This window comes from Streptomyces phaeochromogenes (assembly GCF_001418655.1).
Classification (GTDB): Bacteria; Actinomycetota; Actinomycetes; order Streptomycetales; family Streptomycetaceae; genus Streptomyces; species Streptomyces phaeochromogenes.
The window spans coordinates 1-23,212 of record NZ_LIQZ01000036.1 but is presented as its reverse complement, the minus strand read 5'-3'; the positions used below and the strand labels follow the sequence as shown (position 1 = coordinate 23,212).

At 70.3% G+C, this 23,212-nt stretch carries 26 protein-coding genes; 6 read left to right on the top strand and 20 right to left on the bottom strand.

What is annotated here, in order from left to right; translation table 11 throughout:
- Positions 1 to 58: 58 nt before the first annotated feature.
- Together AOK17_RS05385 and AOK17_RS05380 are read right to left on the bottom strand one after the other, a co-directional pair.
- Positions 59 to 2,020: a hypothetical protein gene (locus AOK17_RS05385; protein WP_055611172.1), complete on the bottom strand. Its 1,962-nt coding sequence runs from the start codon at positions 2,018 to 2,020 to the stop codon at positions 59 to 61.
- A gap of 60 nt (positions 2,021 to 2,080) precedes the next feature.
- The gene (locus AOK17_RS05380) at positions 2,081 to 2,590 is read right to left on the bottom strand and encodes a tetratricopeptide repeat protein (protein ID WP_425424593.1); all 510 of its coding nucleotides are present in this window, start codon (positions 2,588 to 2,590) and stop codon (positions 2,081 to 2,083) included.
- A 247-nt stretch (positions 2,591 to 2,837) separates the two neighbouring features.
- Here AOK17_RS05380 and AOK17_RS05375 point away from each other — a divergent pair, with 247 nt between their 5' ends.
- A complete protein-coding gene (locus tag AOK17_RS05375) occupies positions 2,838 to 3,278 on the top strand; it encodes a hypothetical protein (RefSeq protein WP_055611138.1) in 441 nt (146 codons plus the stop codon).
- 154 nt (positions 3,279 to 3,432) lie between these two features.
- On the opposite strand, the gene AOK17_RS05370 is transcribed toward AOK17_RS05375, so the two are convergent.
- The 8 genes from AOK17_RS05370 to AOK17_RS05340 all read right to left on the bottom strand — a co-directional run bounded on the left by AOK17_RS05370 (position 3,433) and on the right by AOK17_RS05340 (position 11,242).
- Complete coding sequence (locus AOK17_RS05370) at positions 3,433 to 4,992, bottom strand: DUF1996 domain-containing protein (RefSeq protein ID WP_055611137.1); 1,560 nt, start codon at positions 4,990 to 4,992, stop codon at positions 3,433 to 3,435.
- A gap of 282 nt (positions 4,993 to 5,274) precedes the next feature.
- On the bottom strand, positions 5,275 to 5,928 hold the full coding sequence (locus AOK17_RS05365; RefSeq protein WP_055611136.1) for a response regulator transcription factor: 654 nt from the start codon (positions 5,926 to 5,928) through the stop codon (positions 5,275 to 5,277).
- Positions 5,913 to 7,226, bottom strand: a complete 1,314-nt coding sequence (locus AOK17_RS05360; protein ID WP_079052805.1) for a sensor histidine kinase — start codon at positions 7,224 to 7,226, stop codon at positions 5,913 to 5,915. Before AOK17_RS05360 ends, AOK17_RS05365 begins: the two co-directional genes overlap by 16 nt.
- A gap of 85 nt (positions 7,227 to 7,311) precedes the next feature.
- Positions 7,312 to 8,340, bottom strand: coding sequence for an NAD-dependent epimerase/dehydratase family protein (locus tag AOK17_RS05355; protein WP_206190681.1), 1,029 nt, complete (start codon positions 8,338 to 8,340; stop codon positions 7,312 to 7,314).
- A 133-nt stretch (positions 8,341 to 8,473) separates the two neighbouring features.
- Complete coding sequence (locus AOK17_RS05350) at positions 8,474 to 9,070, bottom strand: winged helix-turn-helix domain-containing protein (protein WP_055611134.1); 597 nt, start codon at positions 9,068 to 9,070, stop codon at positions 8,474 to 8,476.
- A gap of 79 nt (positions 9,071 to 9,149) precedes the next feature.
- Positions 9,150 to 9,272 carry a hypothetical protein gene (locus AOK17_RS53495; protein ID WP_281198580.1) on the bottom strand — a complete coding sequence of 41 codons (123 nt, stop codon included), beginning with the start codon at positions 9,270 to 9,272 and terminating at the stop codon, positions 9,150 to 9,152.
- Between the two features lie 160 nt (positions 9,273 to 9,432).
- On the bottom strand, positions 9,433 to 10,461 hold the full coding sequence (gene glnII, locus AOK17_RS05345; RefSeq protein ID WP_055611133.1) for a glutamine synthetase: 1,029 nt from the start codon (positions 10,459 to 10,461) through the stop codon (positions 9,433 to 9,435).
- Positions 10,462 to 10,792: 331 nt separating this feature from the next.
- Positions 10,793 to 11,242 carry a MarR family transcriptional regulator gene (locus AOK17_RS05340; protein WP_055611170.1) on the bottom strand — a complete coding sequence of 150 codons (450 nt, stop codon included), beginning with the start codon at positions 11,240 to 11,242 and terminating at the stop codon, positions 10,793 to 10,795.
- Between the two features lie 105 nt (positions 11,243 to 11,347).
- Here AOK17_RS05340 and AOK17_RS05335 point away from each other — a divergent pair, with 105 nt between their 5' ends.
- Entirely contained in the window at positions 11,348 to 12,205 is an 858-nt protein-coding gene (locus AOK17_RS05335; RefSeq protein WP_245697019.1) for an alpha/beta fold hydrolase, read from the top strand.
- Between the two features lie 44 nt (positions 12,206 to 12,249).
- Here the strand turns inward: AOK17_RS05335 and AOK17_RS05330 are convergent, their stop codons facing one another.
- Entirely contained in the window at positions 12,250 to 12,933 is a 684-nt protein-coding gene (locus AOK17_RS05330; protein WP_055611131.1) for an RlpA-like double-psi beta-barrel domain-containing protein, read from the bottom strand.
- A 108-nt stretch (positions 12,934 to 13,041) separates the two neighbouring features.
- Positions 13,042 to 13,431, bottom strand: coding sequence for an arsenate reductase family protein (locus AOK17_RS05325; RefSeq protein WP_055611130.1), 390 nt, complete (start codon positions 13,429 to 13,431; stop codon positions 13,042 to 13,044).
- 143 nt (positions 13,432 to 13,574) lie between these two features.
- On the opposite strand from AOK17_RS05325, the gene AOK17_RS05320 reads away from it, so the two are divergent.
- Positions 13,575 to 13,958 carry a DoxX family protein gene (locus AOK17_RS05320; protein WP_055611129.1) on the top strand — a complete coding sequence of 128 codons (384 nt, stop codon included), beginning with the start codon at positions 13,575 to 13,577 and terminating at the stop codon, positions 13,956 to 13,958.
- Between the two features lie 62 nt (positions 13,959 to 14,020).
- On the opposite strand, the gene AOK17_RS05315 is transcribed toward AOK17_RS05320, so the two are convergent.
- Complete coding sequence (locus AOK17_RS05315; protein WP_055611128.1) at positions 14,021 to 14,434, bottom strand: hypothetical protein; 414 nt, start codon at positions 14,432 to 14,434, stop codon at positions 14,021 to 14,023.
- Between the two features lie 276 nt (positions 14,435 to 14,710).
- Between AOK17_RS05315 and AOK17_RS05310 the strand changes: the two genes are divergently transcribed.
- Complete coding sequence (locus tag AOK17_RS05310) at positions 14,711 to 15,019, top strand: hypothetical protein (RefSeq protein ID WP_055611127.1); 309 nt, start codon at positions 14,711 to 14,713, stop codon at positions 15,017 to 15,019.
- Between the two features lie 101 nt (positions 15,020 to 15,120).
- On the opposite strand, the gene AOK17_RS05305 is transcribed toward AOK17_RS05310, so the two are convergent.
- The gene (locus AOK17_RS05305; protein WP_055611126.1) at positions 15,121 to 16,305 is read right to left on the bottom strand and encodes a winged helix DNA-binding domain-containing protein; all 1,185 of its coding nucleotides are present in this window, start codon (positions 16,303 to 16,305) and stop codon (positions 15,121 to 15,123) included.
- A 289-nt stretch (positions 16,306 to 16,594) separates the two neighbouring features.
- On the opposite strand from AOK17_RS05305, the gene AOK17_RS05300 reads away from it, so the two are divergent.
- The gene (locus AOK17_RS05300) at positions 16,595 to 16,894 is read left to right on the top strand and encodes a hypothetical protein (protein WP_055611125.1); all 300 of its coding nucleotides are present in this window, start codon (positions 16,595 to 16,597) and stop codon (positions 16,892 to 16,894) included.
- Positions 16,895 to 16,920: 26 nt separating this feature from the next.
- Here AOK17_RS05300 and pspAB read toward each other — a convergent pair whose 3' ends face one another.
- The 3 genes from pspAB to glnA all read right to left on the bottom strand — a co-directional run bounded on the left by pspAB (position 16,921) and on the right by glnA (position 20,044).
- Positions 16,921 to 17,499 carry a PspA-associated protein PspAB gene (gene pspAB / locus AOK17_RS05295; RefSeq protein ID WP_055611124.1) on the bottom strand — a complete coding sequence of 193 codons (579 nt, stop codon included), beginning with the start codon at positions 17,497 to 17,499 and terminating at the stop codon, positions 16,921 to 16,923.
- A 2-nt stretch (positions 17,500 to 17,501) separates the two neighbouring features.
- Complete coding sequence (gene htpX, locus AOK17_RS05290) at positions 17,502 to 18,437, bottom strand: zinc metalloprotease HtpX (RefSeq protein ID WP_055611169.1); 936 nt, start codon at positions 18,435 to 18,437, stop codon at positions 17,502 to 17,504.
- Between the two features lie 197 nt (positions 18,438 to 18,634).
- Positions 18,635 to 20,044 carry a type I glutamate--ammonia ligase gene (gene glnA / locus AOK17_RS05285; protein ID WP_055611123.1) on the bottom strand — a complete coding sequence of 470 codons (1,410 nt, stop codon included), beginning with the start codon at positions 20,042 to 20,044 and terminating at the stop codon, positions 18,635 to 18,637.
- 199 nt (positions 20,045 to 20,243) lie between these two features.
- Here glnA and AOK17_RS05280 point away from each other — a divergent pair, with 199 nt between their 5' ends.
- Positions 20,244 to 20,711, top strand: coding sequence for an RDD family protein (locus AOK17_RS05280; RefSeq protein ID WP_055611122.1), 468 nt, complete (start codon positions 20,244 to 20,246; stop codon positions 20,709 to 20,711).
- Positions 20,712 to 20,833: 122 nt separating this feature from the next.
- Here the strand turns inward: AOK17_RS05280 and AOK17_RS05275 are convergent, their stop codons facing one another.
- The 3 genes from AOK17_RS05275 to lipA all read right to left on the bottom strand — a co-directional run bounded on the left by AOK17_RS05275 (position 20,834) and on the right by lipA (position 23,062).
- Complete coding sequence (locus AOK17_RS05275) at positions 20,834 to 21,535, bottom strand: DUF4191 domain-containing protein (RefSeq protein WP_055611121.1); 702 nt, start codon at positions 21,533 to 21,535, stop codon at positions 20,834 to 20,836.
- A gap of 57 nt (positions 21,536 to 21,592) precedes the next feature.
- On the bottom strand, positions 21,593 to 21,793 hold the full coding sequence (locus AOK17_RS05270; protein WP_055611120.1) for an SCO2195 family GlnR-regulated protein: 201 nt from the start codon (positions 21,791 to 21,793) through the stop codon (positions 21,593 to 21,595).
- A gap of 303 nt (positions 21,794 to 22,096) precedes the next feature.
- A complete protein-coding gene (gene lipA, locus AOK17_RS05265) occupies positions 22,097 to 23,062 on the bottom strand; it encodes a lipoyl synthase (protein WP_055611119.1) in 966 nt (321 codons plus the stop codon).
- Positions 23,063 to 23,212 lie beyond the last annotated feature (150 nt).

Sequence of the window (23,212 nt, the reverse complement as noted above, 5' to 3'; positions counted from 1 at the left end):
ACCTTACCGATCGGATCCGGCCGCGAACCGGTCGGATCCGCGCGGGTGTTCACCCGCGTCAGCGCAGGCCGCCGATCGACCTCCCGTCGGCCAGGGTCCCATTCAGGCCTGCCTGCGCGCCCTGTTGGGCCCGTACGGCAAGGAGATTGCCCTCGGTGGATCCGTCGACCCCGCCCGTCGCGCGGATCGACTCGGTGTCCTTGCTTCCGGCGGCGAGGAGATACCAGTCACCCGTACCGGACTTCCACAGCACACCCGCCAGGACGTGGGAGTCCTTCGCGCCGCAGGCGGCCACGTTCTCCGCCTTCGCCGCGACCGCGCCGTACGGCTGGCCCTGGGCGTGGAACTGGGCCAGCACCCGTGTCCCGCCGCCGCGCCAGGTGTCCGCGCGGGTGCACAGCCAGTTCGCGGTGCCGCTCGCGTCGGGCAGCGGCTGCCGGGCGTACTGCCAGGCGTTCACCGCGCGTACGCCCTGACCGCGGACGGCCGCCAGGGAGCAGGCGAGCGGGGACCAGGTCGCCGCCGACGCATCACGGGGCTGCCCGGGGCGGCCCGCGGTGAGGCGGGCCGGGGTCAGCTCACCGAGGTCGGTCGTCAGCCGGGTGCCCGAACGGTCCGTGAGCTCCAGCGCGTTCCACGAGCGGCACTCCCCGGTCTGCAGAGCGGGGCCGGCGAACGGCTCGGTCACCCCGTCCGCCGACCGGTCGAGACGCGTCCCGCCGGAAGCCCCGGGGGAGTCGGAGGCGCCTGATGTGCCGGCCGCCGACTTCAGCAGGTCGCGCACCACGGCCTTACGCACCCACGGTGCCGTCAGATAGCGGACGTTGCCGTCGGCGCGGCCGAGGACCACCGCGTTCGCCTCGGCACCCGTGGCGCCGTCGACCCGGGCGAAGTCCAGGGCGGCGCCCTGCGTGCCGTCCTTCGCCTCGGCGTAGCGCACGATGCGCAGTCCGTCGTGGAGCAGCACGACCCGGCTCTGGTCGACCTCGCCCGCGTACAGCAGCTGGGGCGGTCCCGGCGGTGCGCCCGACGGGGTGCCGGGGGTGGCCGAGACCTGTACGGACTCGCCGGGGCGTGCCCAGACGGCGAGCGCGCGGCGCAGCAGCGCCTTGTCACCGGTGAGGGCGCCGCGCGCGGGCCACACGGAGAAGTCGGTGCGCGTCGACGACTGCCACGCGGCGGCGGGGACGAGCGTCAGCTTGCCGGGATCCAGGGCGGCCTGGGCCGAGGGGTTCTGCGCGTACGGGGGCGCCGCCGCGCCGTCGGGGCCCCAGCCGTCGCCGGGCAGCCCGAGCAGCGCCCCGCACACCGCCACGGCGGCCGTCGCGGCGAGCGCCGCCTTCATGTGCTGGCGCCGGCGCATCAGGTCCGGCGGCCGGGCCTGCAGCGAGCACGGGTCGAACTCGGGGGACGTCAGCAGCCCGTACTTCGCCTCGATCTCGTCGGCCTCGTCAAGTGCGTCCTCCGGGTCCTCCTCGCCCGCCGCGGCCAGCACCCTGTGCACGTCCGCGTCGGACAGCCGCTCAAGACCGCGCAGGACGTAGGCGGCGCGGGCCGGGGCCGACAGGGCCGACAGCCGCTGGTCCAGGGCGAGTTCGTCGGCGCCGCCCGAGCGCGGGAAGAGCCGCAGGCCCCACACCTGGGGGAGCAGCGGCGGCAGTTGCGCCCGCTTCGGCCAGGCCCTGAACGTCAGCGGGCGGCCCGCCTCCAGCGCCGTACGCAGCACCCGCAGGCGTACGTACGCGTATCCCGGATCGGCGTCGCGGCCCTCGGCGGTCTTCTGGGCGGGGAGGACCGAGGCGTCGCCGGACGTCCGGCCCCGGGGCAGCGCGCGCTGGGTGAGCGCGTGCGCGGTGAGCACCCGGCGGTTGCGGCCGAGGCTCGGCGGCAGCACCAGATAGGCGAGCCGGACGAGCCGCGGATAGTGCTCGACGAGCGCGGCCTCGGCCTGCTCGACGTCGACGACCGGTCCGGGGCGGGGGTCCGGTGCGGGGCGCGGGGCGACATCCTGTGACTGCACGTTCAGCAAAACGAGCGAATCCGTGGTTGGTCACCTGGACTGCCCCGAGTCCGTGGGGAGTTACGCCTCCGGCTCCACGAGATCGCGGGCGTAGTTCGCCATGGACCGCTGGTAGCGCGGCAGATGAGCGGCCAGGGCGCCGAGGACGAGCGCGAGTCCCTCGCGCTCGCGGCCCAGGCTCGCCAGGCACAGCGCGAGTGTGGCGCGTACGGCGTCGTCCAACTCGTCGGAGGGCGCGACGAGTTCCGGCGTCAGCAGCTTGACGCCCTCCTCCGGCTGTCCGGTGTTCCGCAGCGAGCTGGAGAGCTGGATCTTCGCGCGCCGGCGGCGGTAGCCGTCGAGCCCGCGCGCCAGCGCCTCCCGGTACAGCGGCACGGCCCGGTCCGAGTGGCCCGTCGAGTCCCAGGCGCAGGCCCGCTCGAACGGGCCGACCGGGCTGTCGGCGGGCAGCTCGGCGACCAGCGCGTCGATCACCGCGCGGAAGTCGGCCTCCTGCGCCTCGGCGTAGTCGTCGAAGGTGGCCCAGGCGGCCGTCACTCGCTCGTCCCAGTCAGCATCGATGGTGGTCACGGGCCCACCCTCGCACAGGCGTGCCCGCGAACGACATCGGCTTTACGCGCCCGTCGACAGCCCTGTGCCCGGCCCTGTCCGACAACGGAGGGCCGCCGATGTGGCGTACGTCACTGTGATGCGTCCGGTGATGCCGTAAACACGGAGACGATTGAGCGCCGGGCGTGCGGGAGCCGTATCCGAAGGCAGAGCCTCTGACCGGGGCTCTCAACGGCGTGGGCCGGAACCGACCCGGAGGTACGTACGAATGCGTTTGACGAGGAAGAGGCTCGCGGTCGGTACGGCCGGGGCGGTAACGGCACTGCTGGCGGTGACCGGCTGCGGCTCGGACGGCGGCGGGGAGAAGAAGGTCCCCGAGACCGCGAGCGGGAGCCTGGAGCAGATCGCGAGCGAGGCGGGCTGCAAGCCGGACATGCAGACGGACGCCGACACGATCCGGCAGGCCATCTGCAAGACCTCCGGCGGCAAGTACATCCTCGCGACGTTCGCCACCGACCGCGGCCAGCGCGAGTGGCTGAACGGGGCGAAGGACTACGGCGGCTACTACCTCGTCGGCCGCAAGTGGGTCGCCGTCGGCGAGCAGAAGACGGTCACGGCACTGCGCGGCCAGCTCGGCGGGACCATGGAGGAAGGCTCCGAGCACATGAACCCCGGTGGCAGCCACAACAGTGGCGGTCACAGCAGCTGACGGACGGCATCGCCCCGCGCCGGCCACGCGGGGCCGAGGGCATTCGGTCGAAGGCATTCGGGATTCGGGGATTCGGGGACAAGCGAAAGCCGGCGGTGGGAAATCCCACCGCCGGCTCTCTTGTGCTTACTGCCTGTTGCTCACTGCCTCTGTGTTACTGGCAGTCCTGACCGCTGTTGATGCAGTCGACCACCTGGTTCATCGTGTTCCCGTCGAAGAAGTTGATGAAGTCGTTGTGGTCGGTGATCGGCTTGTGCAGCTGGTCCGGGAAGGAGTCCACCGCGAAGGCGTTCTGTACCTGACCGTTCTGGATCTGCGGGGCGTCCACGTCATAGACCAGACGGACCTGCAGCTGGGGGATGGCCTGGAAACCGTTGCCACAGGTGCCGTCCGCCTGGACGAAGGACACGTGCGTGCGGTGGTTGGCCGAGTCGATGTTCTGACCGTCCCAGCAGCTCTGGAAGTTGGTCGTCCGCACCACGGAGCTGCCCTCGGGGCAGATCGGGTACTTGTCCGTCAGCTGACGGTCCTCGAAGCCGGTGCAGCTCCAGTTGGTGTTGGCGTTGGCGAGGCCGTTCACGAAGGACTTGGCGTCACCGGTGATGATGCGAAGGGCCGTGGGCATCGCGACCACATCGCCCTTCTGGTTGCCGACGAACTTCAGCTGAGCCTCGCTGGCCTGGAGGATCGTGCCGACGTTGCCGTCCTGGCCGCCACCGGGCGCGTTCGCGTCGATGTCGTCCTGACCGTCCTGCACACGCAGCACCGGCCAGAAGTACGACGACTTGTCGCCCTGGTTCTGGCAGCTGGTGTCGGCCGCCGCCAGGTCCTGGTCGCTCGCGAAAGCGTCGTTGTCCTGGTTGCCGACGTAGTCGTGCTGGTGCTGCGCACCGTTGCTGACACCGGGAGCGACGATCACGTTGTCCGAGTTGCGGTTCTCGTTCTCGTTCGTGCCACAGTTCGTGGTGAACGTGCCCGTCGAACCGGAGTCCCCGTTCGCGGGAAGCCCGTTCGGACCGACGCCCTTCGCGCCACCGGTCGGCTGGACCTGGGTGATGTCCTGGAAGTCGGCAGCCGCGGGGCCGTTGCCGTCCTGGCCACCGTTGCCCTGGTCCTGACCCTGGTCCTGGCCATTGTCCTGGCCCTGGTCCTGACCGTTGCCCTGGTCCTGACCCTGGTCCTGGCCGTTGTCCTGGCCCTGGTCCTGACCGTTGCCGCCCTGGCCCTCACCTGCGGCGGGCTGGTCGGCCGGCACACCCTCACACCCGGCGAGCTGGTCGGCTCCCTGCGGGGCCTTGCCCCCCTTGCGCTTGATGCTGTTGTTGATCCGGTCGATCGTGGCCGTCCGCTTGGACTTCAGCGGACTGAGGATCGCGTTGTTGACGTAGCTGGAGTCCCCCGCCTGGGCCTGGCGCGTGTCGGCGAGGCGCTTGTAGGCCTCGGTGACCTGCTGGTCGAGCTTCGCCAGCTCCTTGTCGACACCGGCGCGAGCGCCCTTCGGCACATCGGTCAGCTGCTGGCCGACGTCCGGACATTTGATCGTCGCCACTCCGGCAGCCGTCGTCTGCGCGTTCTGCGTCGAGTTCTTGCCCTCGCCCGCAGAAGCGTAGATGTTGGCCGCCAGCAGACCGCCGCCACCCAGCGCGAGAGCCGCCGATGCGGCTATCGCCCGGTTGGCGAGCGTGGAGCGGCGTTTACGGTTTGTGCGTCCCATGGAACTCCTCTGGCTTCCTTGCGGGGGCATTGAGGCGCCCGACAGGAGGTGAAGCGGCTCCGTTCAATACGGAGGGGGTTCCTGAGGTGTTCAGTGGTCCAAGAAATTGGTGAGAGTTCGGGGACACAATCCCGGCGCAAGGGGCCCAGAAGCCCCTGAAACAACGGCAGTTGTGCGGGGCTTATTGAATATCATTCAGCGAAAGCGGAACTTCGGGCCCGCCTCCTGACGGGTCTCCGTACGACCGCCGCCGATCTTTCTCGATCCTCTTTCGGGACCCTTTCAGTGGTCCTGGTCCAAATAGGCGAGAACGGCCAGGACGCGACGGTTGTCGTCGTCCGAGACCTCAAGACCCAGCTTCGCGAAGATGTTGGACGTGTGCTTGGCGATCGCCCGCTCCGTGACCACCAGTTGGCCCGCGATCGCCGCATTCGACCTGCCCTGTGCCATCAGTTCCAAAACCTCCAGCTCGCGCGGAGTCACCCGACCCAGCGGCCGGTCGTCCGCCTGCCGCCGCGTCAGCAGCTGCTGGATGACCTGCGGATCCATCGCCGTACCGCCCGCCGCGACCCGCCGTACGGCGTCGATGAACTGCTCGGCGTCGAACACCCGGTCCTTGAGCAGATAGCCGACCCCGCCGGCCCCGTCGGCGAGCAGCTCGCGCGCGTACAACTGCTCCACGTGCTGCGAGAGGACCAGCACCGGCAGGCCGGGTCTCGCCCGGCGGGCCGCCAGCGCGCACTGCAGTCCCTCGTCCGTGTGCGAGGGCGGCAGACGCACGTCGACGACGGCGACGTCCGGGTTCAACTCGGCCAGAGCCCGGGTGAGTTCGGGCCCGGTCTCGACGGCCGCGGCGATCTCGAAGTCGTACGCCTCCAGCAGCCGGACCAGTCCGTCGCGCAGCAGGAACAGGTCTTCGGCTAGGACAACTCGCAAGGGATCTCCATGGTCACCATGGTGGGGCCGCCCACGGGACTGCTGACGGCCAGGACGCCGTCGAATGTACCCAGTCGCCGCTCGACTCCGGAGAGTCCCGAACCCGCGCCGATCGAGGCGCCCCCGCCGCCGTCGTCGGTGACGGCGATCCGCAGCATCCCGCCGTGCTCGGGGGAGTGGTGGATGTCGACCCAGATCCGGTCCGCCCCCGAGTGCTTGACGGCGTTGGTGAGGACCTCGCTGACGGCGAAGTACGCGGCGGCCTCCACCGGTTCGCCCGCCCGGCCCGCCAACTCCACGTCCACCTCCGTGCTGATGGGCAGCCGCAGCGCCAACGCCCGTACCGCGTCGCCGAGTCCGCGCTCCGCGAGCACGGGCGGGTGGATGCCGCGTACGAGGTCACGCAGTTCGGTGAGCGCCTCGGCGGAGGACTTGCGGGCCTGTGCGAGCAGCTGCTTGGCCTTCGCGGGGTCCTTCTCGACCAGGGCCTCGATGGTGCCGAGATCCATGCCCATCGCGACCAGCCTGGCCTGCGCCCCGTCGTGCAGGTCCCGTTCGATACGGCGCAGTTCGGCCGCCGAGGTGTCGACGGCGTCGCGCCGGGTCTCGGTGAGCACACGGACGCGCTCGGCGAGCTCGCCCTGGCCGGACCCGAGGACGGACCGGGTCAGCAGGAAGTGGGCGCGCAGCAGCAGGGGAGCGGTGTAGACACCGGTGACGAGCAGGGCCGCTCCCAGCGCGGCGGCGGCGAGGGCGCTGAGCTGCCCGCTGACCGGCACGAACCCGTACCACCAGCCGACACGCGTGCCGTCCGTGAAGACCCGCCACAGCCCGGCGCCGAGCGCGAACCCCTCGAAGGGATAGGTGAGCAGCGCGGCGGGCAGCAGCGCCGTGACGAAACCCGCGATCATGTCGACCGGCAGCCACATCAGGTCCCGCCAGGTCGCCGGATCGCCGAGCAGCCGGAAGCACCGCGTCCAGGGGTTCGCGTCCTTCGGCACCGGCCGGTACGCGGGCGGGATCCGCACCCCGCACCACTGGGCCGCCACCAGCCGCCGCCAGTTGGCGAAGCCGCGTACGCCCGCCAGCACCCACGGTGTCGTGACGATGCCGATGCCCACCGGCACGAGGACGATCGACACGACGGACAGGACGAAGAGGGTGATCGACCCGGCCAGCGCCACAACGGCCAGCACCAGGGCCCGTGCCCCGGTGAGCGCGGCGGTACGCAGCCTGCCGCCGACGCTGCCGTCCCCGTTCGTGCTGTCCTCGTTCGTGCTGTCCCCGTTCGTGTTCATGCCCTCAGTCTCGCCGAGCCCGCGCCCGCGGTCACTGGGCCGAACCACCCGGCGGGGGTGGTGCCAACGCCACCCCCGCCGGTGCTCAGCCGCCCAGGACCTTCGCCTCCACCGAGGGGTCGAGCCCGACCACCGGCCGGTCGGGGCGCTGGGGAGCGATGCCTCCTATGCCCTGGAGCCAGCTCCACGTGTCGGCCACCGTCTCGGCGACCGGCCGGCACCGCAGCCCGTCCCCTACCGCCCTGGACACATCAGCCCGGTGCATCGCGTCGTACGACTCCGAGCCGGGCGGCACCCACACCGGCAGCTGGATCCACGGCTCGATCCCGGCCGCGAGAACCACCTCGGGATCGGTCCACCGGAGCTCGGCCGGACCTTCCGCGGCCGGACTGCCTGTGGCCGGACCTTCCGCGACCTGGACGCACGCGTCGAGCAGCGCCCCCATGGTCGCGTGCCCCGACGGGCTGATGACGTTGTACGCGCCCTCCGCCCCCGCCTCCACCGCCCCGAGGGTCCACTCGGCCAGATCGCGGACGTCGACGTACTGGAGGGGGAGTTCACGGGGGCCGGGCGCGAGGACTGGCCCGCCGCGCGCCATGCGGTCCAGCCACCACGGCAGGCGCCCGATGTTCTCGTACGGGCCGAGGATCAGGCCGGCCCGTACGAGAAGCGCCCGTTCCTTGCCGAAGGCCTCCAGCACGGCCAGTTCGCCGCCCCGCTTGTCGCGCGCGTAGTCGGTCTGCTCGGCGTCCGCGGAGGCGCCCTCCACCACCGGGCTGTGCTCGTCGTACCCCGCCGCGGGCGGCCAGGCGTACACGGAACAGCTCGACACGTACACGTACCGCCGGGCGCGGCCCGCCAGCAGCCGCGCCGAGTCCCGCACTACCCGAGGTGCCGCGGACCAGGTGTCGACGACGACGTCCCACTCCTCCTCGGTCCCGGCCAGGGCCGCGAGTCCGTCGGGCGCGGTGCGGTCGCCGTACAGGGACCGCACCCCTGCCGGAGGTTCGTGGCGCCCGCGGTGGAAGACGGTCACGTCCCAGCCGCGGGCAAGGGCCGCCTCCACGACGGCCCGGCCCACGAACTCCGTACCGCCCAGCATCAGAAGTCTCATACGGGTGACTCTGCCCGGCGGCCTCGCGCGACGGAACGCGAATCTGCCGACAGACGAACCGTTCCGCCGACGGACGAATCCCCGAGCGGTACGGCTACGGGTTCGGGTACGGGGTCGGTTACCGGGTTCGGGATCAGCTCGCGGTCGGCGGCGTGTACTTGTACCCCACGCGCCGCACCGTCTGGATCGCCTCCCGGTGCTCCGCCCCGAGCTTGCGGCGCAGCCGGGCGATGTGGACGTCCACGGTCCGGCCGTCGCCCACGTGCCCGTAGCCCCACACCGTGGTGACCAGCTGGTCACGGCTGTGCACGCGGTGCGGATGCGCCACGAGATGCGCGAGCAGTTCGAACTCCAGATACGTGAGATCGAGCGGTCGCCCGCCCACCTCGGCCGTGCGCCGCACGGTGTCGACGCGTACGAGGGAGTCGTCGCCCGCGTCCTCCGGCCCCGCCGGGTCCGCGTCCGGCACGGCGACCGGCAGGAGCGACGGCTGGTCGGCCGGTACGAGGACCAGGTACCCGATCATCGGCGGCCGGCCCGGCAGCGTGGGCAGGGTGTGCGGGGGAGCGGGCAGCCAGGTGGCGCCCGGCGGGAGAAGGGCCGTGACGTCGACCACCTCGTCCCGGTCGACGGCACGCAGTCGATGGCGCGCCGAGCCCGCGGCAGGGACTGGGGAAGGTGCCGTGGAGGGGGCGGTGGCAACGGACGAGAAGGAACGGGTGTTCGCCATGAGAGGTCAGCTCTTTCGCGCGAGAGGTCGTCGGAGGACGTACGTCGTGCGCGCTGGCCGAAGGCCGGGATGTACGGCTTTAGAGGGCCCGCGCGTTCACCGCGCGACAACACACCCGGTCGAAGTCGTGATGCTGCCGGGAAGGCCAGAAGGGCTCAAGATCACGACGCCCCGTCGCGATGAACTCCTGGAAGCCGGTCATGCTCCCATTGAAGCAGAGTCCCGATCCCGACAGCACCCTTCTCTCACTGGTCGGACGCCGACCGGCCAGGGGCGCGGGGCTCCCGGCACCACCCCTGACGGAACGCGGAAGGGGTGCCCACCACGAAGGTGGGCACCCCTTCCGAAGAGCAACAGCCGAATCAGACCTGCCCGGCCTTCTCAAGGGCGGAGCAGCACGTGTCGACGATCAGCCGCGTCACCACGTACGGGTCGACGTTGGCGTTGGGCCGACGGTCCTCGATGTACCCCTTGCCGTCCTTCTCGACCTGCCACGGGATACGCACCGAGGCACCACGGTTGGACACACCGTAGGAGTACTCGTTCCACGGGGCGGTCTCGTGCAGACCGGTCAGCCGGTCGTCGATGCCGGCGCCGTAGTTCTTGACGTGGTCGAGCGGCTTGGAGCCCTCGCCCAGCGACTCGCACGCGGTGATGATCGCGTCGTAACCCTCGCGCATCGCCTTGGTGGAGAAGTTGGTGTGCGCACCGGCGCCGTTCCAGTCGCCCTTCACCGGCTTCGGGTCCAGCGTCGCGGAGACGTCGAAGTCCTCGGCGGTGCGGTAGAGCAGCCAGCGGGCCACCCACAGGTGGTCGGAGACCTCCAGCGGGGAGACCGGGCCGACCTGGAACTCCCACTGGCCGGGCATGACCTCGGCGTTGATGCCGGAGATGGCGAGACCGGCCTTGAGACAGTTGTCCAGGTGGGCCTCGACGATCTCACGGCCGAAGATCTCGTCGGCGCCGACGCCGCAGTAGTAGCCGCCCTGCGGGGCCGGGAAGCCGCCGACGGGGAAGCCGAGCGGGCGCTCGCCGTCGAAGAAGGTGTACTCCTGCTCGATGCCGAAGATCGGCTCCTGCGCGGCGAACTTCTCCGAGACCTCGGTGAGCGCGGCACGGGTGTTGGACTCGTGCGGCGTCATGTCGATGTTGAGGACCTCGCACATGACGAGTACGTCGTCGCCGCCGCGGATCGGGTCCGGGAAGGTCGCGACCGGCTTGAGCACGCGGTCGGAGGCGTGACCCTCGGCCTGGTTCGTGGAGGACCCGTCGAAGCCCCAGATCGGCAGCTCCGCACCCTTCGCGTCGTCGGCCAGTATCTTCGTCTTCGAACGGAGCTTGGCCGTCGGCTCGGTGCCGTCGATCCAGATGTACTCAGCCTTGAAGGTCACGGGCCACATCCTTCGGGGTGGGTCTCTCAGCGCAATGCGGGTGCTGCGGCGCTGCGGCAGCGGGGCGCCGCGGGGATGCCGGGAAGCCTGTCAACAGGCGATTTCCCGATCATTGCTCGAACGTGAACCCCGTGTTACCTGGTGCCTCTGTGCTGCGACTCACTCGCTGAGAGCGTTCGCGCGCCGCGCACCCGCCTCCCGAACAGCGGATTCCGCACGACGCCCGCCCCGCCCCGGATCCTCGCCCAGGTCCTCGTATGCGATGGGTTTCGCCCCGGCGGCCGGACAGTCGCACGGGCGAACGACCACCGGACTCGGCCGCGGGTCCGGATCACCCATCCGGCTCCGCGCCCGACGCCGCGCCCGACGCGGCCTCCCGTACGCCCGTCAGGAAGCCCCGGATCGCGGCCAGTTCACGCTCGTCGTACCCCCGGAGCAGTTCCACGGACCGGCCGATGAGCGGGCCGAAAAAGGCCTGGCCCAGTTCGACCGCCCGTTTCTCCACCTCGACGAGCACCCGGCGCCGGTCGCGTCCGTCCCGTACCCGCCGCGCGTGCCCCAGCCGTTCGAGCCGGTCGACGACGGCGGTGGTCCCCGCCGAGTTGAGTCCGAGCAGACCGCCGAGCCGGCCCGCCGTCATCTCGGTCCCGTCCCTGCGGGCGTCCATGAGGCAGATCAGCGCCCGGACGTCCGTGGCGTGCATGCCGTTGTCGTGTGCGAACCGGGCGCTGTGCAGGCCGAGTTCGACGGTGGCCGCGCGCAGGAGATGGACGATCTCCATCTCGGGCCCCAGGTCCTTCACACCGCGTCCCCGTCTATCATCTCGATGAGTGAGTATCTCGTTCAGCGAGATAATAGAGGGAACATGGGGGAGGGGAAGGGCAGCATGAACTTCAGCGTGGCGTACGACAAGGTCATGGCCAAGTGGCCCGCCGACCGGGAGGAGATCAGCGTCCGCACCGCCTTCGGCGAGACGGTGGTCAACGTCTGCGGTCCGCGCGACGGCGCCCCGCTCCTCCTGTTACCGGGCGGAGGCGGCGCCACCTCGGCCTCCTGGTTCGCCAACGCGGCCGAACTCGCCCGTACGCACCGGGTCCACGCCGTCGACCTGATCGGCGAACCGGGCCGCAGCGTACGCGATACCGAGAGCCCCCTGCGCACGGTCGAAGACCTCACCGCGTGGCTCGACGAACTCGTCGGCGCGCTGCTGCACGACATGGGCGCCGCCCCGGCCGCCCGGATCCACCTGGGCGGGCACTCGTACGGCGGCTGGATCGCCCTGCAGTACGCGCTGTACGCGCCGGAGCGGGTGAGCCGTCTGTTCCTCCTCGACCCGACGAAGTGCTTCTCCGGGTTCAGGGCGGCCTACCTGCTGCGTGCCGGGTCGATGATGCTGCGGCGCTCGCCCCGCCGGCTGCGCGCCTTCCTGGAGTGGGAGACCGGGGGAGTCCCGCTCGACCACGACTGGCTGCGTCTTCAGGAGGAGGCCAGCACGTTCCCGCTCGTACGGCCGGTGACGGGCCCGGCCCCCGAGCCGGAGGCCCTGCGCGCGCTCGGTCTGCCGGTCCTGGTCCTGCTGGCGGAGAGGAGCAGGGCCCATGACGCACGACGGGTGGCGGCTCGCGCCGCCACCCTGTTGCCGCGCGCGGAGGTGGCCGTCCTGCCGGACGTGTCGCACCACGCGCTGCCTCACACGGACCCCGCCGAGCTGAACCGCAGGCTGACCGGCTTCCTGGCGGCCTGAACGGTCACTCGCGGCGGGGTCTCACCGACGGGAGCCGTCCCCCGTCAGCCCACCTTCTCGATGAGGGCCCTGCGGATCAGGAACTTGCCGGGCTCGCGGACCTGCTCGAACGCCGCGTTGTTCAGGAGCGCGCAGCTGCCGGAGACCGAAGTGACCTCCACGGTCGTGGACTTGTTGTTGTCCAGGTTCGTGACCTTCAGCTTCGTACCGGCCGGGAACTGGTTGCTGGACGCCGCGGGGGCGCCGTCCTCGCCGGAGAGGGTGACGGTGGAGCCGTTGCAGACCTGCTGGCCGCCGACAGCGTTGTCATCGCCCGCGTCACCGGCGGCGGGCGATGACAACGCTGTCGAGGGCTGCTCGGCGGGGTCGGCGGCGGGCGGGGCCGACTCGGCGGGCGTCCCCTGGGGCGCGCCTGCCTGTGAGGACTCGCCGACCTCACAGCCGGAGGCCTCCTGCTGGACCTTGATCTGGGCGATCACCGCTTCGCGGTTGGCGATCCGCGCCTCGGACTGGGCGTCCGGGCTGGTGCGCTGCCCCTCGATGAACTTCTCGTTGTTGCCGAGCGCGGTGGCCAGACCGTCGCAGACCACCGAGGACTGCGCGGCCGGAGCGTTGGTGCTCGCGTTCGAGGTGGCGGCGAAGGCGAAGGCCCCGCCGCCGGCCACGGCCGCCGCGCTCACCAGCAGCGCGATCTTCTTCTTCGGGCCGAGAGTTCTCCTGCGTGACATGAACGGCTCCTGTCCCCGGCCACCCCTGGCGGTGACCGTCCGCCGCTATGTACGAGATACCGAACGGGGTTGCTCATCAGCTCACACGAGTCACCCAAGTAACAAAGATCACACGGAAGTTGAGGGATCCTCATCTTGACTTCGGCCCAGCGCGTCCCGTACAGCCTCGTCCGTACGTGCCACGACGGCGGTTCCGTCGTCCGCGGTGATGATCGGCCGCTGGATGAGCCGAGGATGCTCCGCCAGCGCCGCGACCCACCGCTCCCGCGAACCGGCGTCCCGGGCCCACTCCTTCAACCCCAGCTCCTTCGCGGCGGCCTCCTGGGTCCTGGTGATGTCCCAGGGCTCAAGCCCGAGCCGCTCCAGGACCTCCCGGATCTCGGCCTCGCTCGGCACGTCCTCCAAGTACCGCCGAACCGTGTACGCGGCCCCCTCCTCGTCCAGCAGATTGATGGCGCTGCGGCACTTCGAACATGCCGGATTGATCCAGATCTCCATACCGCACAAGGTATGCCCGGCCGCCTCGCCCCCGCCTCAAGGGCGGCGCCGCCATGTCACAGATCTCCGCCGTCCGGCGTCTCCATGCCCGAACCCCACCGGAGCGGTGGAGCGAGACGCCGAGCAACAGGAGCGTGACCCCCATGAACCTCGCGTTGTGGATCTGTGCCGGACTGCTGGCCGCGGTGGCCCTGGCCGGCGGCATCAGCAAGACGTTCGTGCCCAAGGAGACGCTGGCCGCGGCCCACGGCGGGGGATGGACCGAGGACGCCGGCGTCGGCTTCGTCAAAGGCCTCGGCGTCCTCGAACTCCTGGCCGCGGTGGGCCTGATCCTGCCCGCCGCACTCGACATCGCCCCCGTCCTGGTGCCGGTGACCGCCGTCTGCTGGGTCCTGCTGATGATCGGCGCGATGGTCACCCACGGCCGGCTCGGCGAATCCAGGTTCGTACTGCTGAACCTGGCCTATCTCGCACTCGCGGCCTTCATCGCGTGGGGCCGCTTCGGGCCCAACTCCTTCACCGGCTGACCGGCTGACCGGCTGACCGGCGGCGGCGACGGCGACCGGCCGAGCGGAGTTCGGCGCGCCGCTCAGTAGCCGGGCGGAATCCGGTCCTGCGGTCCGTCGGACACCTCCGCCGTACTGTCCTCCGCCGCACTGTCCTCCGGCGCAGCGTCCTCCGGCACGGCGTCCTCTGCTACAACGTCCTCCGTCCGCGCCCGCTCGGGCGCGGACGGATCGGTCGTGTCCGAGATCAACTCCGCGACGCGCAGGGAACACTCCCACTTCGTCAGCCTGCCTTTGATCACCACCAGGTACGACTCCTGGCCGGCGAGGCGGTACACCTGGCGCCACTGCTCGACGACGTGCTTGCTCGGCAGGTACGTGTGGACGGCGGCGCGGAGCTCCTCCAGCGCCTGTTCCTCCGTCTCCAGCCCACGCCGGATGAACTCGGTCCTGTACGTGTCGCTGTAGTACTGCACGACGACGACCCAGTTGCCCATGCACCCTCCCCCTCGACCGGATCGCCAGTCAGCCACAGCTCGGCCGCCGGGACAAGAACGACGACGGGTGAGGGGGTGGCTCTGTTCGAATTGGCGCCGCCCCACGCACATCTCGCAAACCATGTGTGACACGGCACCAATTGCCTTGCCCACCTGGGCATTTACTGGACGTCCTGGGCTCGCTGATTGTCAGTGGTGGCCGGTAAACTATAAGTAGTGTTCGAGGGGGCCGCCGGAGAGGCCGGACGGTTCCCTGACCGCGACAGGAGGATGCCTGTGCCCGCTGCCGCACTCAGCCCGCTGCCCACTCAGTCCACATCCAAGAGGGCGGTCCTGCTCGACCTGCCGTACGAGCCCGTCGAGAAGCGCCCGCTGCCACCGGGCCGCCCGCGCGACTGGTACGTGACGCACAACCGCCGTCTGAAGGCGATGCGACTCGCGATCGCCCTCCTCGACTCGGGTGTGTACGTACCGAACCAGGCCCGCAACGAGAAGATCCGCAGCACGGCCCAACTCGTCGGGATCCACCCGCCGTCGGACACCACGTGCCACATGGTCCGAGCCCTGATGAGGTACGCCCGCTGAGCTCATGCCTGGTGCGCCGCCCGTTCGTCGGGGCGGGCGGCGCACCGGGTCGTGGCCGCCCTTCGGTGTGCGACGAGTCGGGGCTGCGATGACTCCCGGCGTCAGGCCGCCGCCAACTCCCGTTCCAGCGGCGTCCGGAAGCGCGGTGTCACCCTGGTCGGGCCCACCCAGGCGTGCAGCCGCGCGGCCTCCGCCTCGATCGACGTCCGCGCCTCGCGGCCCACACCCTCGGTGTCCAGCAGCCGCCAGGCGATCTCGCCGTCGGGCCGCTGGGCCCACCCGCCGACGATCCGCCCGTCCCACCACACGGTGGGCCCGATGTTCCCGCTGCGGTCGAAGAGCGCGGACCGCAGCTCCGGCGGGCAGTACCAGTCCCGCTCCTGCCAGCCCATCGCCGTCGGATCCAGGCCGGGCAGCAGCGCGGCCCACGGCTCGACCGCCCCGACCGGCTCCACGGCGTCGGCGAGGACGTATCCGACGCCCTCGTCCACCGACACGGTCACCGCCCCGACCGCCTTGAGTGCGGCGCGTACGTCACTGACCTTCCAGCCCGTCCACCACTTCAGGTCCGCCTCCGTGGCCGGCCCGCACGCGGCGAGCCACCGCCGCACCAGCTCCGACTGGGCCTCGGCGACCGGCAGTTCGGGGGAGGGAGGGGCCACCGCCCACCGGAACTGCGTGGACGTCCACGAGCCCAGTGGCCGTCCCCGTACGACCCGGCCCTCGACGCCCAGCACCCTCCACAGCCGCGAGGAGACGGTGTGCACACCCTCGTAGCTCTTCCCCGCCGCGTAGACGAACTGTTCCCTCAACCGGGGCTCGTCCTGGGCCAGTTCGACGGCGGTGGCCTCCCCGCGGCGGGCCAGCGCGGCCAGCGCCGACGCCTCCACCTCCGCGAGCCACTCCGCGTCCGGTGCCCCCGCCTTGGCCATGTCCTTGATCAGCGCGGCCCGTGCCCGCGCGGCGACGGTGAGCCCGGTGGAGGCGTGCACGACCGGTACGAGCCCGGTGGGGAACACGAACACGGTGTGCCGCATGCCGTGCATCCGCACCAGCGTCCGGTCCTCGTACAGCGCGCGCTCCGTCTCCGGCACGGTCTTCGCCGCGTCCGCCAGGCGTGCGCCCACGGCGAGGAAGACGCTCGCGGGATCCGTCCCGTGCAGCGCCACCAGCGACTCCGCGACCTCCTCCGGCGAGTCCGCCCGCGCGGCCCCGGCCAGCCGCTGCCCGACGGCCAGCCGGGCCCGCCGCTCCGCCACCTCGATGTACCGCAACTGTCCGCTCACTCGACCCCCTGTGCCGCTCCGTAGCCCTGCCCTGCCGCGCCTTGCACTGTCCTGTCCCGGAGTCCTGTCCCGGCCCCACCCCAGGATTCTCGCTCCGAGTGCCGATTTTGTTCGACTTCAGGAGTTCTGTGAGCGTTGGCCCTCGAAGGCTGGCGTTATTCGTTTCCGTCGGACAGGCATCACCCGGCATCCTGAGGGCTACTCTCAACGCACCGACGGACGGGTGCCCGCCCCCAGCGCCGCGTCGGACATCTCAAGGTCCCACCACCCACGCACAAGGAGACCCATCATGGGTACCTTGATCATTTTGGCGATCCTCGCTCTGGTCGTCCTCGGTTTCAACAACCCGCTCTGGTGGTTCGCCGGGGCCGCCCTGCTGTACCTGCACTTCCGCTACGGCCGCACCGGCCAGGGGACGACGGGCTCCTCGTCGCCCCGCGGCCCCTCGGGTCCGGCCGGCTCGTCGGGTTCGTCGGCGCGCGGCGACAACGACTACCGCGCGTACCGCCAGCGCCGTGACCAGCAGGCCAGGTGGGAGCGCCGCTACCGCCGCGAGCGTCCCTGGATGACCCGCCAGAAGCGGAACTAGCGGAACTGGCCCGACGGGAGGAGCGGCTAGCCCAGGCCCGGCGCTCCCCACAGCGGGAACCATCGGCCCAGGTCCTGCTCCACCCGCAGGTCGTTCCCGAGGGCGGCCCTGACCTGCAGCTCCAGCGCGTTGTCGCGCCGCTGGCCGTCACCGGGCAGCGGCGCGAACGGGTAGAAGGTCCCGCGCTTGTAGAGATAGACGAGCCCGAGCCGCCGCCCGTCGCCGTGGTGGAACCCGACCACCGAGCACAGCAGTTGCGGGCCGAAACCGCTGCCCTCCAGCGTGCTGTTCACCGCGTGCAGATCACCGACGAGCGCGGGCAGATCGTCCGGCTCCCGCCGCGACACCAGCCAGGTGTACCCGTAGTCGTCCCGGCTCACCTCCACCGGCGGCTCCGAGTCCGCGTCGATCAGCTCCCGCACTTCCTCCCGTACGTCGTCGAAGGCGGCCCCCTCGACGGACGCGAAGCACACCGAGCCGTGCCCGGTCGGTGTGAACCCGGCCACCGCCTCCAGCGTCACGGCGGCCGACGGCAGCCCGAAGAGCTGGTCGAGATCGGGCGCGACGGGCCTGCTGCGGCCGAGGAGGATGTCGAGGAACCCCATGCTCAGCCCGCCTTCCCGGGGGCCGGCGCCTCGCCCAACTCGCTGGAGATACGGCCGAGTTGATCAAGCCGGTCCTCCAGGCTCGGGTGCGTCGACAGCAGGGACGAGAAGTACCGCTGGGCACCCGGCGCGGCACCGAACGCGGGCGTGAAGTAGAAGGCGTTGAAGGCCTGCGCGGTCCGCAGATCACGCGTGGGGATCTTCGCGATGTCCCCGGTCAGCTTGGTCAGCGCGGAGGCCAGCGCCGAAGGACGCCCTGTGAGCATGGCCCCGGCCCGGTCGGCGGCCATCTCGCGGTACCGGGACAGGGCCCGGATCAGCAGGAAGCTGAGCGCGTAGACGGCCGCGGACACCGCCATCACCGTCATCAGGACGACGACCGTGTTCTGGTCCTTGCGCCCCCGCCCGCCGAACACCTGCGAGTAGAGGGTGAAGCGCACGACCAACCCGGCGAGCACGCCCAGGAACGAGGCCACCGTGATCACCGCGACATCGCGGTGCGCCACATGCGACAGCTCATGGGCGAGTACGCCCTCCAGCTCGGCCGGGTCGAGGCGGCGCAGCAGCCCGGTCGTGACGCAGATGGCGGCGTGGTCGGCGTTGCGCCCGGTGGCGAAGGCGTTCGGCATCTCCATGTCGGAGACGGCGACCACGGGCTTCGGCATGTCGGCGGTCGCGCAGAGCCGGTCGATGACCCCGTGCAGCTGCGGATACTCCTCGCGCTCGACGACCCGCCCGTGCATCGCGTACAGCGCGATCCGGTCCGAGAACCAGTACTGCGCGCCGAGCAGCGCCGCGGCGATGACCACGACCAGCACCCAGGACTTCAGCAGCACGATCAGCACGGCCACGAAGGCCACGTACAGCAGCCCGAGCAGGAACAACGTGATGCCCATCCGCGCGGTCAGTCCCCGGTCGGCCCGGAAGCGGCTCTGCATATCGATCACCTCGAAATCGGGCACTCGTCCCGATTCCAGTGTGCACCCGGGCCTTTCCACGAATTGATCTGGATCGGCCCTCCACCAGGCAAAGAACGACAAAGCCCTGTCACTGCCCGAGGGCGGTGACAGGGCTTCGTTCGTCAGCTGTTCGTCAGCCGTGACGCGCTACGCGTACGTGTCGGTCACGGAGTCGATCACACGTCGTAGTACAGCTCGAACTCGTGCGGGTGCGGACGCAGCTGCAGCGGAGCGATCTCGTTCGTGCGCTTGTAGTCGATCCACGTCTCGATCAGGTCCGGCGTGAAGACGTCGCCCGCGAGCAGGAACTCGTGGTCGGCCTCGAGGCGGTCCAGGACGGCCGGGAGGGAGGTCGGGACCTGGGCGACGCCCGCGTGCTCCTCGGGGGCCAGCTCGTAGAGGTCCTTGTCGATCGGCTCGGCCGGCTCGACCTTGTTCTTGATGCCGTCGAGGCCCGCGAGCAGCAGCGCCGAGAAGGCGAGGTACGGGTTGCCGGAGGAGTCGGGCGCGCGGAACTCGACGCGCTTGGCCTTCGGGTTCGAGCCCGTGATCGGGATACGCATGGCCGCGGAGCGGTTGCGCTGCGAGTAGACCAGGTTGATCGGGGCCTCGAAGCCCGGGACCAGGCGGTGGTAGGAGTTCACCGTCGGGTTGGTGAAGGCCAGCAGCGACGGGGCGTGCTTGAGGATGCCGCCGATGTAGTAGCGGGCGGTGTCCGACAGGCCCGCGTAACCGGCCTCGTCGTAGAACAGCGGGTCGCCGTTCGTCCACAGCGACTGGTGGACGTGCATGCCCGAGCCGTTGTCACCGAAGATCGGCTTCGGCATGAAGGTCGCGGTCTTGCCGTTGCGCCAGGCGACGTTCTTCACGATGTACTTGAAGAGCTGGAGGTCGTCGGCCGCGGCGAGCAGCGTGTTGAACTTGTAGTTGATCTCGGCCTGGCCGGCGGTTCCCACCTCGTGGTGCTGGCGCTCGACCTGGAGGCCGGACTTGGCCAGCTCCAGGGAGATCTCGGCACGAAGGTCGGCGAAGTGGTCGACCGGCGGGGTCGGGAAGTAACCGCCCTTGTAGCGGACCTTGTAGCCGCGGTTGTCCTCACGCGCACCGGTGTTCCAGGCGCCCGCCTCGGAGTCGATGTGGTAGAAGGCCTCGTTCGACTTGGTCTCGAAGCGCACGCTGTCGAAGACGTAGAACTCGGCCTCGGGGCCGAAGTACGCGGTGTCGGCGATGCCGGTCGACGCGAGGTACGCCTCCGCCTTCTTCGCCACGTTGCGCGGGTCACGGGAGTACTGCTCGCCCGTGATCGGGTCGTGGATGAAGAAGTTGATGTTGACCGTCTTGTCGCGGCGGAAGGGGTCGACGCGCGCGGTGGACAGGTCGGCGCGGAGCGCCATGTCGGACTCGTGGATGGCCTGGAAGCCGCGGATGGAGGAGCCGTCGAAGGCCAGTTCCTCGGTCGGGTCGAAGGCCTCTGCCGGCAGGGTGAAGTGCTGCATCACACCCGGCAGGTCACAGAAGCGGACGTCGACGAACTTGACGTCTTCGTCCTTGATGAACTTCTTGGCCTCGTCGGCGTTCTGGAACATCCAGCTCCTCCTACTCCCGCTCACTGTGGACCGGGGTGGTAGTTCGTTCGTGCGGCCAGTGCGGTGGCACACGCTGAGCCCGACCTTAGGGACGGGTGATTTCTCAAGCGTGACCCATTTGTTTCGCCCAAGTTAACCGGACCGGGCCGGGAACACCCCACCTGTACGCGTGCCAAAACGGGCGCAGTACCGTGGACGGGTGGACAACAGGCAAGCAATCGGATCGTGGCTCTCCGGACCCCGCGCAGCCGCGGAAGAAGCCGGTGCCGACTTCGGATACCGCGGCGAGCAGCTGGGTCTGCCCGAGTCGGGCCCCGGCTCGATCGCCCGCCCGGGGAGGCGTCTGGGCGCCCTCGCCGTCGACTGGGGCCTTTGCCTCTTGATCGCATACGGCCTGATCACCGACGGCTACGGCCAGGCGACGGGCAACTGGGCGCTGGCAGTCTTCTTCGTCGTGAGCGTCCTGACCGTCGGCACGCTCGGCTTCACCCCGGGCAAGCGGCTGTTCGGCCTCCGGGTGCTCGCCCTGGACACCGGCACGGTCAACCCGCTCCGCGCCCTCCTGCGCACGGCCCTCCTGTGCGTCGCCCTCCCGGCCCTGATCTGGGACCGCGACGGCAGGGGCCTGCACGACCGCCTGGCCCGCACGGTCGAGGTCAGGATCTGACGGATCCCGGCCGATGGCTCTGACAGGTCCCGGCCGGTAGATCTGACGGATCCCGGTCCGTACGACGATGGGGGCGCCCCCATCGTCGTACGCGGAGTGCGTCTTCGTCGTACGGGAGTGTGTCAGCGCATCTTGGGGCCGCCGCGCGGCATCCGCATTCCCTTGGGCATCGGGCCCTTCGGGAGGGGCATGTTCGACATGAGGTCGCCGAGTGCGCGCAGCCGGTCGTTGGTCGCGGTGACCTGGGGGCCGGACAGGACGCGGGGCAGCTTCAGCATCGTCGTGCGGAGCTTCTTGAGCTCGACCTGGCCCTCGCCCGTGCCGACGAGGATGTCGTGCACTGGCACGTCCGCGACGATGCGGGCCATCTTCTTCTTCTCGGCGGCCAGCAGGCTCTTCACCCGGTTCGGGTTGCCCTCGGCGACCAGGACGATGCCGGCCTTGCCGACGGCCCGGTGGACCACGTCCTGGCTGCGGTTCATCGCCACGGCCGGGGTGGTCGTCCAGCCGCGTCCGACGTTGTCGAGCACCGCGGCGGCTGCACCCGGCTGGCCCTCCATCTGCCCGAACGCCGCACGCTCGGCCCGGCGTCCGAAGACGATCGCCGACGCGAGGAAGGCGAGCAGGAGGCCGAGAATGCCGAGATAGATCGGGTGACCGATCAAGAAGCCGATCGCGAGAAAGACACCGAGGGTGCCGATTCCGACAGCCGCGAGTACAAGACCGATCATCTTGTCGGCCTTGCGGGTCATCTTGTAAGTCAGGGCGATCTGCTTGAGTCGCCCGGGGTTCGCAGCGTCCGCTGCGGATTCCTTCCTCGCCATGCCGTGAAGTCTACGTGGCGTGGGAAGTGCCGACGACGGCGGTGCCGGGTCGGCGGCTCAGTGACGGCCGCTGAGGCTCTTCTCGATGACGAGCTGTGCCTCGACGCGGTCCTTGGCGCGGCGGCGGTCCTCCAGGACGGAGGTCCAGGCGTTGCGGCGGGCGGTGCGCTGGCCGCTGCTCAGGAGCAGCGACTCGACGGCACGGAGTGCATCGCCGAACGACGGAATCGGTGTGGCGCGTACGGGTGCGGTCTGCATGGTGGAGGTCCCCCCTCGGGATGGCGGCTCTGGCTAGGGCTCTACGTGGCGTAAGACCAGGGTCACTGAATGGTGTTACCAGGGCGTGACCGACCGGTCAAACGCCAATGAAGCCTTGATGCGCGGGCCGAAAACACTGACGCGGCCCTGATGGGGTCCCCATCTGCGGGGACGGTCAGGACCGCGTCGTATGGGCCACTACCGGTGGGTAGTTGCTTGTGCTCGGATTCACACGCCGAGGGTGGCACTGCGTGCCATCCCGCAGGTCGCGCAACGTGTCGCGCGACCCCCTCCCGCCTCGCCTCAGACGGCCTGCGAGGCGACGTACGAGCCGCGCTTCTCGATCGCCATCTGGTACAGGCGGCCCGCGCGGTACGAGGAGCGGACCAGCGGGCCCGACATGACTCCGGAGAAGCCGATCTGGTCGGCCTCCTCCTTCAGCTCGACGAACTCGTGCGGCTTGACCCAGCGCTCCACGGGGTGGTGGCGCACGGTGGGCCGCAGGTACTGCGTGATGGTGACGAGCTCGCAGCCGGCCTCGTGGAGCTGGCGCAGGGCCTCGCTGACCTCTTCGCGGGTCTCGCCCATGCCGAGGATCAGGTTCGACTTCGTGACCAGACCGTAGTCGCGGGCGTCCGTGATGACCTTCAGCGAGCGCTCGTAGCGGAAGCCCGGGCGGATGCGCTTGAAGATGCGCGGGACCGTCTCGACGTTGTGCGCGAACACCTCCGGCCGGGAGGAGAAGACCTCGGCCAGCTGCTCGGGGACCGCGTTGAAGTCCGGGGCGAGGAGCTCGACCTTGGTGGGGCCGCTCTCGCGGTTCGCCGTCTGCGCGTGGATCTGGCGCACGGTCTCGGCGTACAGCCAGGCGCCGCCGTCCTCCAGGTCGTCGCGCGCGACGCCCGTGATGGTCGCGTAGTTGAGGTCCATGGTGACCACGGACTCGCCCACGCGGCGGGGCTCGTCGCGGTCCAGGGCCTCGGGCTTGCCCGTGTCGATCTGGCAGAAGTCGCAGCGCCTCGTGCACTGGTCGCCGCCGATGAGGAACGTGGCCTCGCGGTCTTCCCAGCACTCGTAGATGTTGGGACAGCCCGCTTCCTGGCAGACCGTGTGCAGGCCCTCGCTCTTCACGAGGTTCTGCATCTTCGTGTACTCGGGGCCCATTTTCGCCCGGGTCTTGATCCACTCGGGCTTGCGCTCGATGGGGGTCTGGGCGTTCCGGACCTCCAGGCGCAGCATCTTGCGTCCGTCGGGTGCGACTGCGGACACATCGGCTCCCTGTAGCTTCGATTCTTCGGCGTACACCAGGGTACGCCCGTTCGCTTCTCGGCCCCCGGGGTGGGCAACCTTCGGGAACGGGGGTGCATTCCCGGGGGTTTCTTCGCCCCCGCCGCCCCTACCCGTCCCATCCCGTTCCTG

What these genes read in the sequence shown, in the direction of transcription:
- AOK17_RS53495 (WP_281198580.1), bottom strand. Translation starts at nt 9,272, where the DNA reads ATGACCGGCTTCCAGGAGTTCATCGCGACGGGGCGTCGTGATCTTGAG.
- pspAB (WP_055611124.1), bottom strand. Translation starts at nt 17,499, where the DNA reads ATGGGGTTCCTCGACATCCTCCTCGGCCGCAGCAGGCCCGTCGCGCCC.
- glnA (WP_055611123.1), bottom strand. Translation starts at nt 20,044, where the DNA reads ATGTTCCAGAACGCCGACGAGGCCAAGAAGTTCATCAAGGACGAAGAC.
- AOK17_RS05360 (WP_079052805.1), bottom strand. Translation starts at nt 7,226, where the DNA reads ATGAACACGAACGGGGACAGCACGAACGAGGACAGCACGAACGGGGAC.
- AOK17_RS05375 (WP_055611138.1), top strand. Translation starts at nt 2,838, where the DNA reads ATGCGTTTGACGAGGAAGAGGCTCGCGGTCGGTACGGCCGGGGCGGTA.
- AOK17_RS05330 (WP_055611131.1), bottom strand. Translation starts at nt 12,933, where the DNA reads ATGTCACGCAGGAGAACTCTCGGCCCGAAGAAGAAGATCGCGCTGCTG.
- AOK17_RS05350 (WP_055611134.1), bottom strand. Translation starts at nt 9,070, where the DNA reads ATGGCGAACACCCGTTCCTTCTCGTCCGTTGCCACCGCCCCCTCCACG.
- AOK17_RS05340 (WP_055611170.1), bottom strand. Translation starts at nt 11,242, where the DNA reads ATGGAGATCGTCCATCTCCTGCGCGCGGCCACCGTCGAACTCGGCCTG.
- AOK17_RS05275 (WP_055611121.1), bottom strand. Translation starts at nt 21,535, where the DNA reads ATGGCGAGGAAGGAATCCGCAGCGGACGCTGCGAACCCCGGGCGACTC.
- AOK17_RS05370 (WP_055611137.1), bottom strand. Translation starts at nt 4,992, where the DNA reads ATGGGACGCACAAACCGTAAACGCCGCTCCACGCTCGCCAACCGGGCG.
- AOK17_RS05325 (WP_055611130.1), bottom strand. Translation starts at nt 13,431, where the DNA reads ATGGAGATCTGGATCAATCCGGCATGTTCGAAGTGCCGCAGCGCCATC.
- AOK17_RS05315 (WP_055611128.1), bottom strand. Translation starts at nt 14,434, where the DNA reads ATGGGCAACTGGGTCGTCGTCGTGCAGTACTACAGCGACACGTACAGG.
- AOK17_RS05355 (WP_206190681.1), bottom strand. Translation starts at nt 8,340, where the DNA reads ATGAGACTTCTGATGCTGGGCGGTACGGAGTTCGTGGGCCGGGCCGTC.
- AOK17_RS05335 (WP_245697019.1), top strand. Translation starts at nt 11,348, where the DNA reads ATGAACTTCAGCGTGGCGTACGACAAGGTCATGGCCAAGTGGCCCGCC.
- htpX (WP_055611169.1), bottom strand. Translation starts at nt 18,437, where the DNA reads ATGCAGAGCCGCTTCCGGGCCGACCGGGGACTGACCGCGCGGATGGGC.
- AOK17_RS05300 (WP_055611125.1), top strand. Translation starts at nt 16,595, where the DNA reads ATGGGTACCTTGATCATTTTGGCGATCCTCGCTCTGGTCGTCCTCGGT.
- AOK17_RS05320 (WP_055611129.1), top strand. Translation starts at nt 13,575, where the DNA reads ATGAACCTCGCGTTGTGGATCTGTGCCGGACTGCTGGCCGCGGTGGCC.
- AOK17_RS05270 (WP_055611120.1), bottom strand. Translation starts at nt 21,793, where the DNA reads ATGCAGACCGCACCCGTACGCGCCACACCGATTCCGTCGTTCGGCGAT.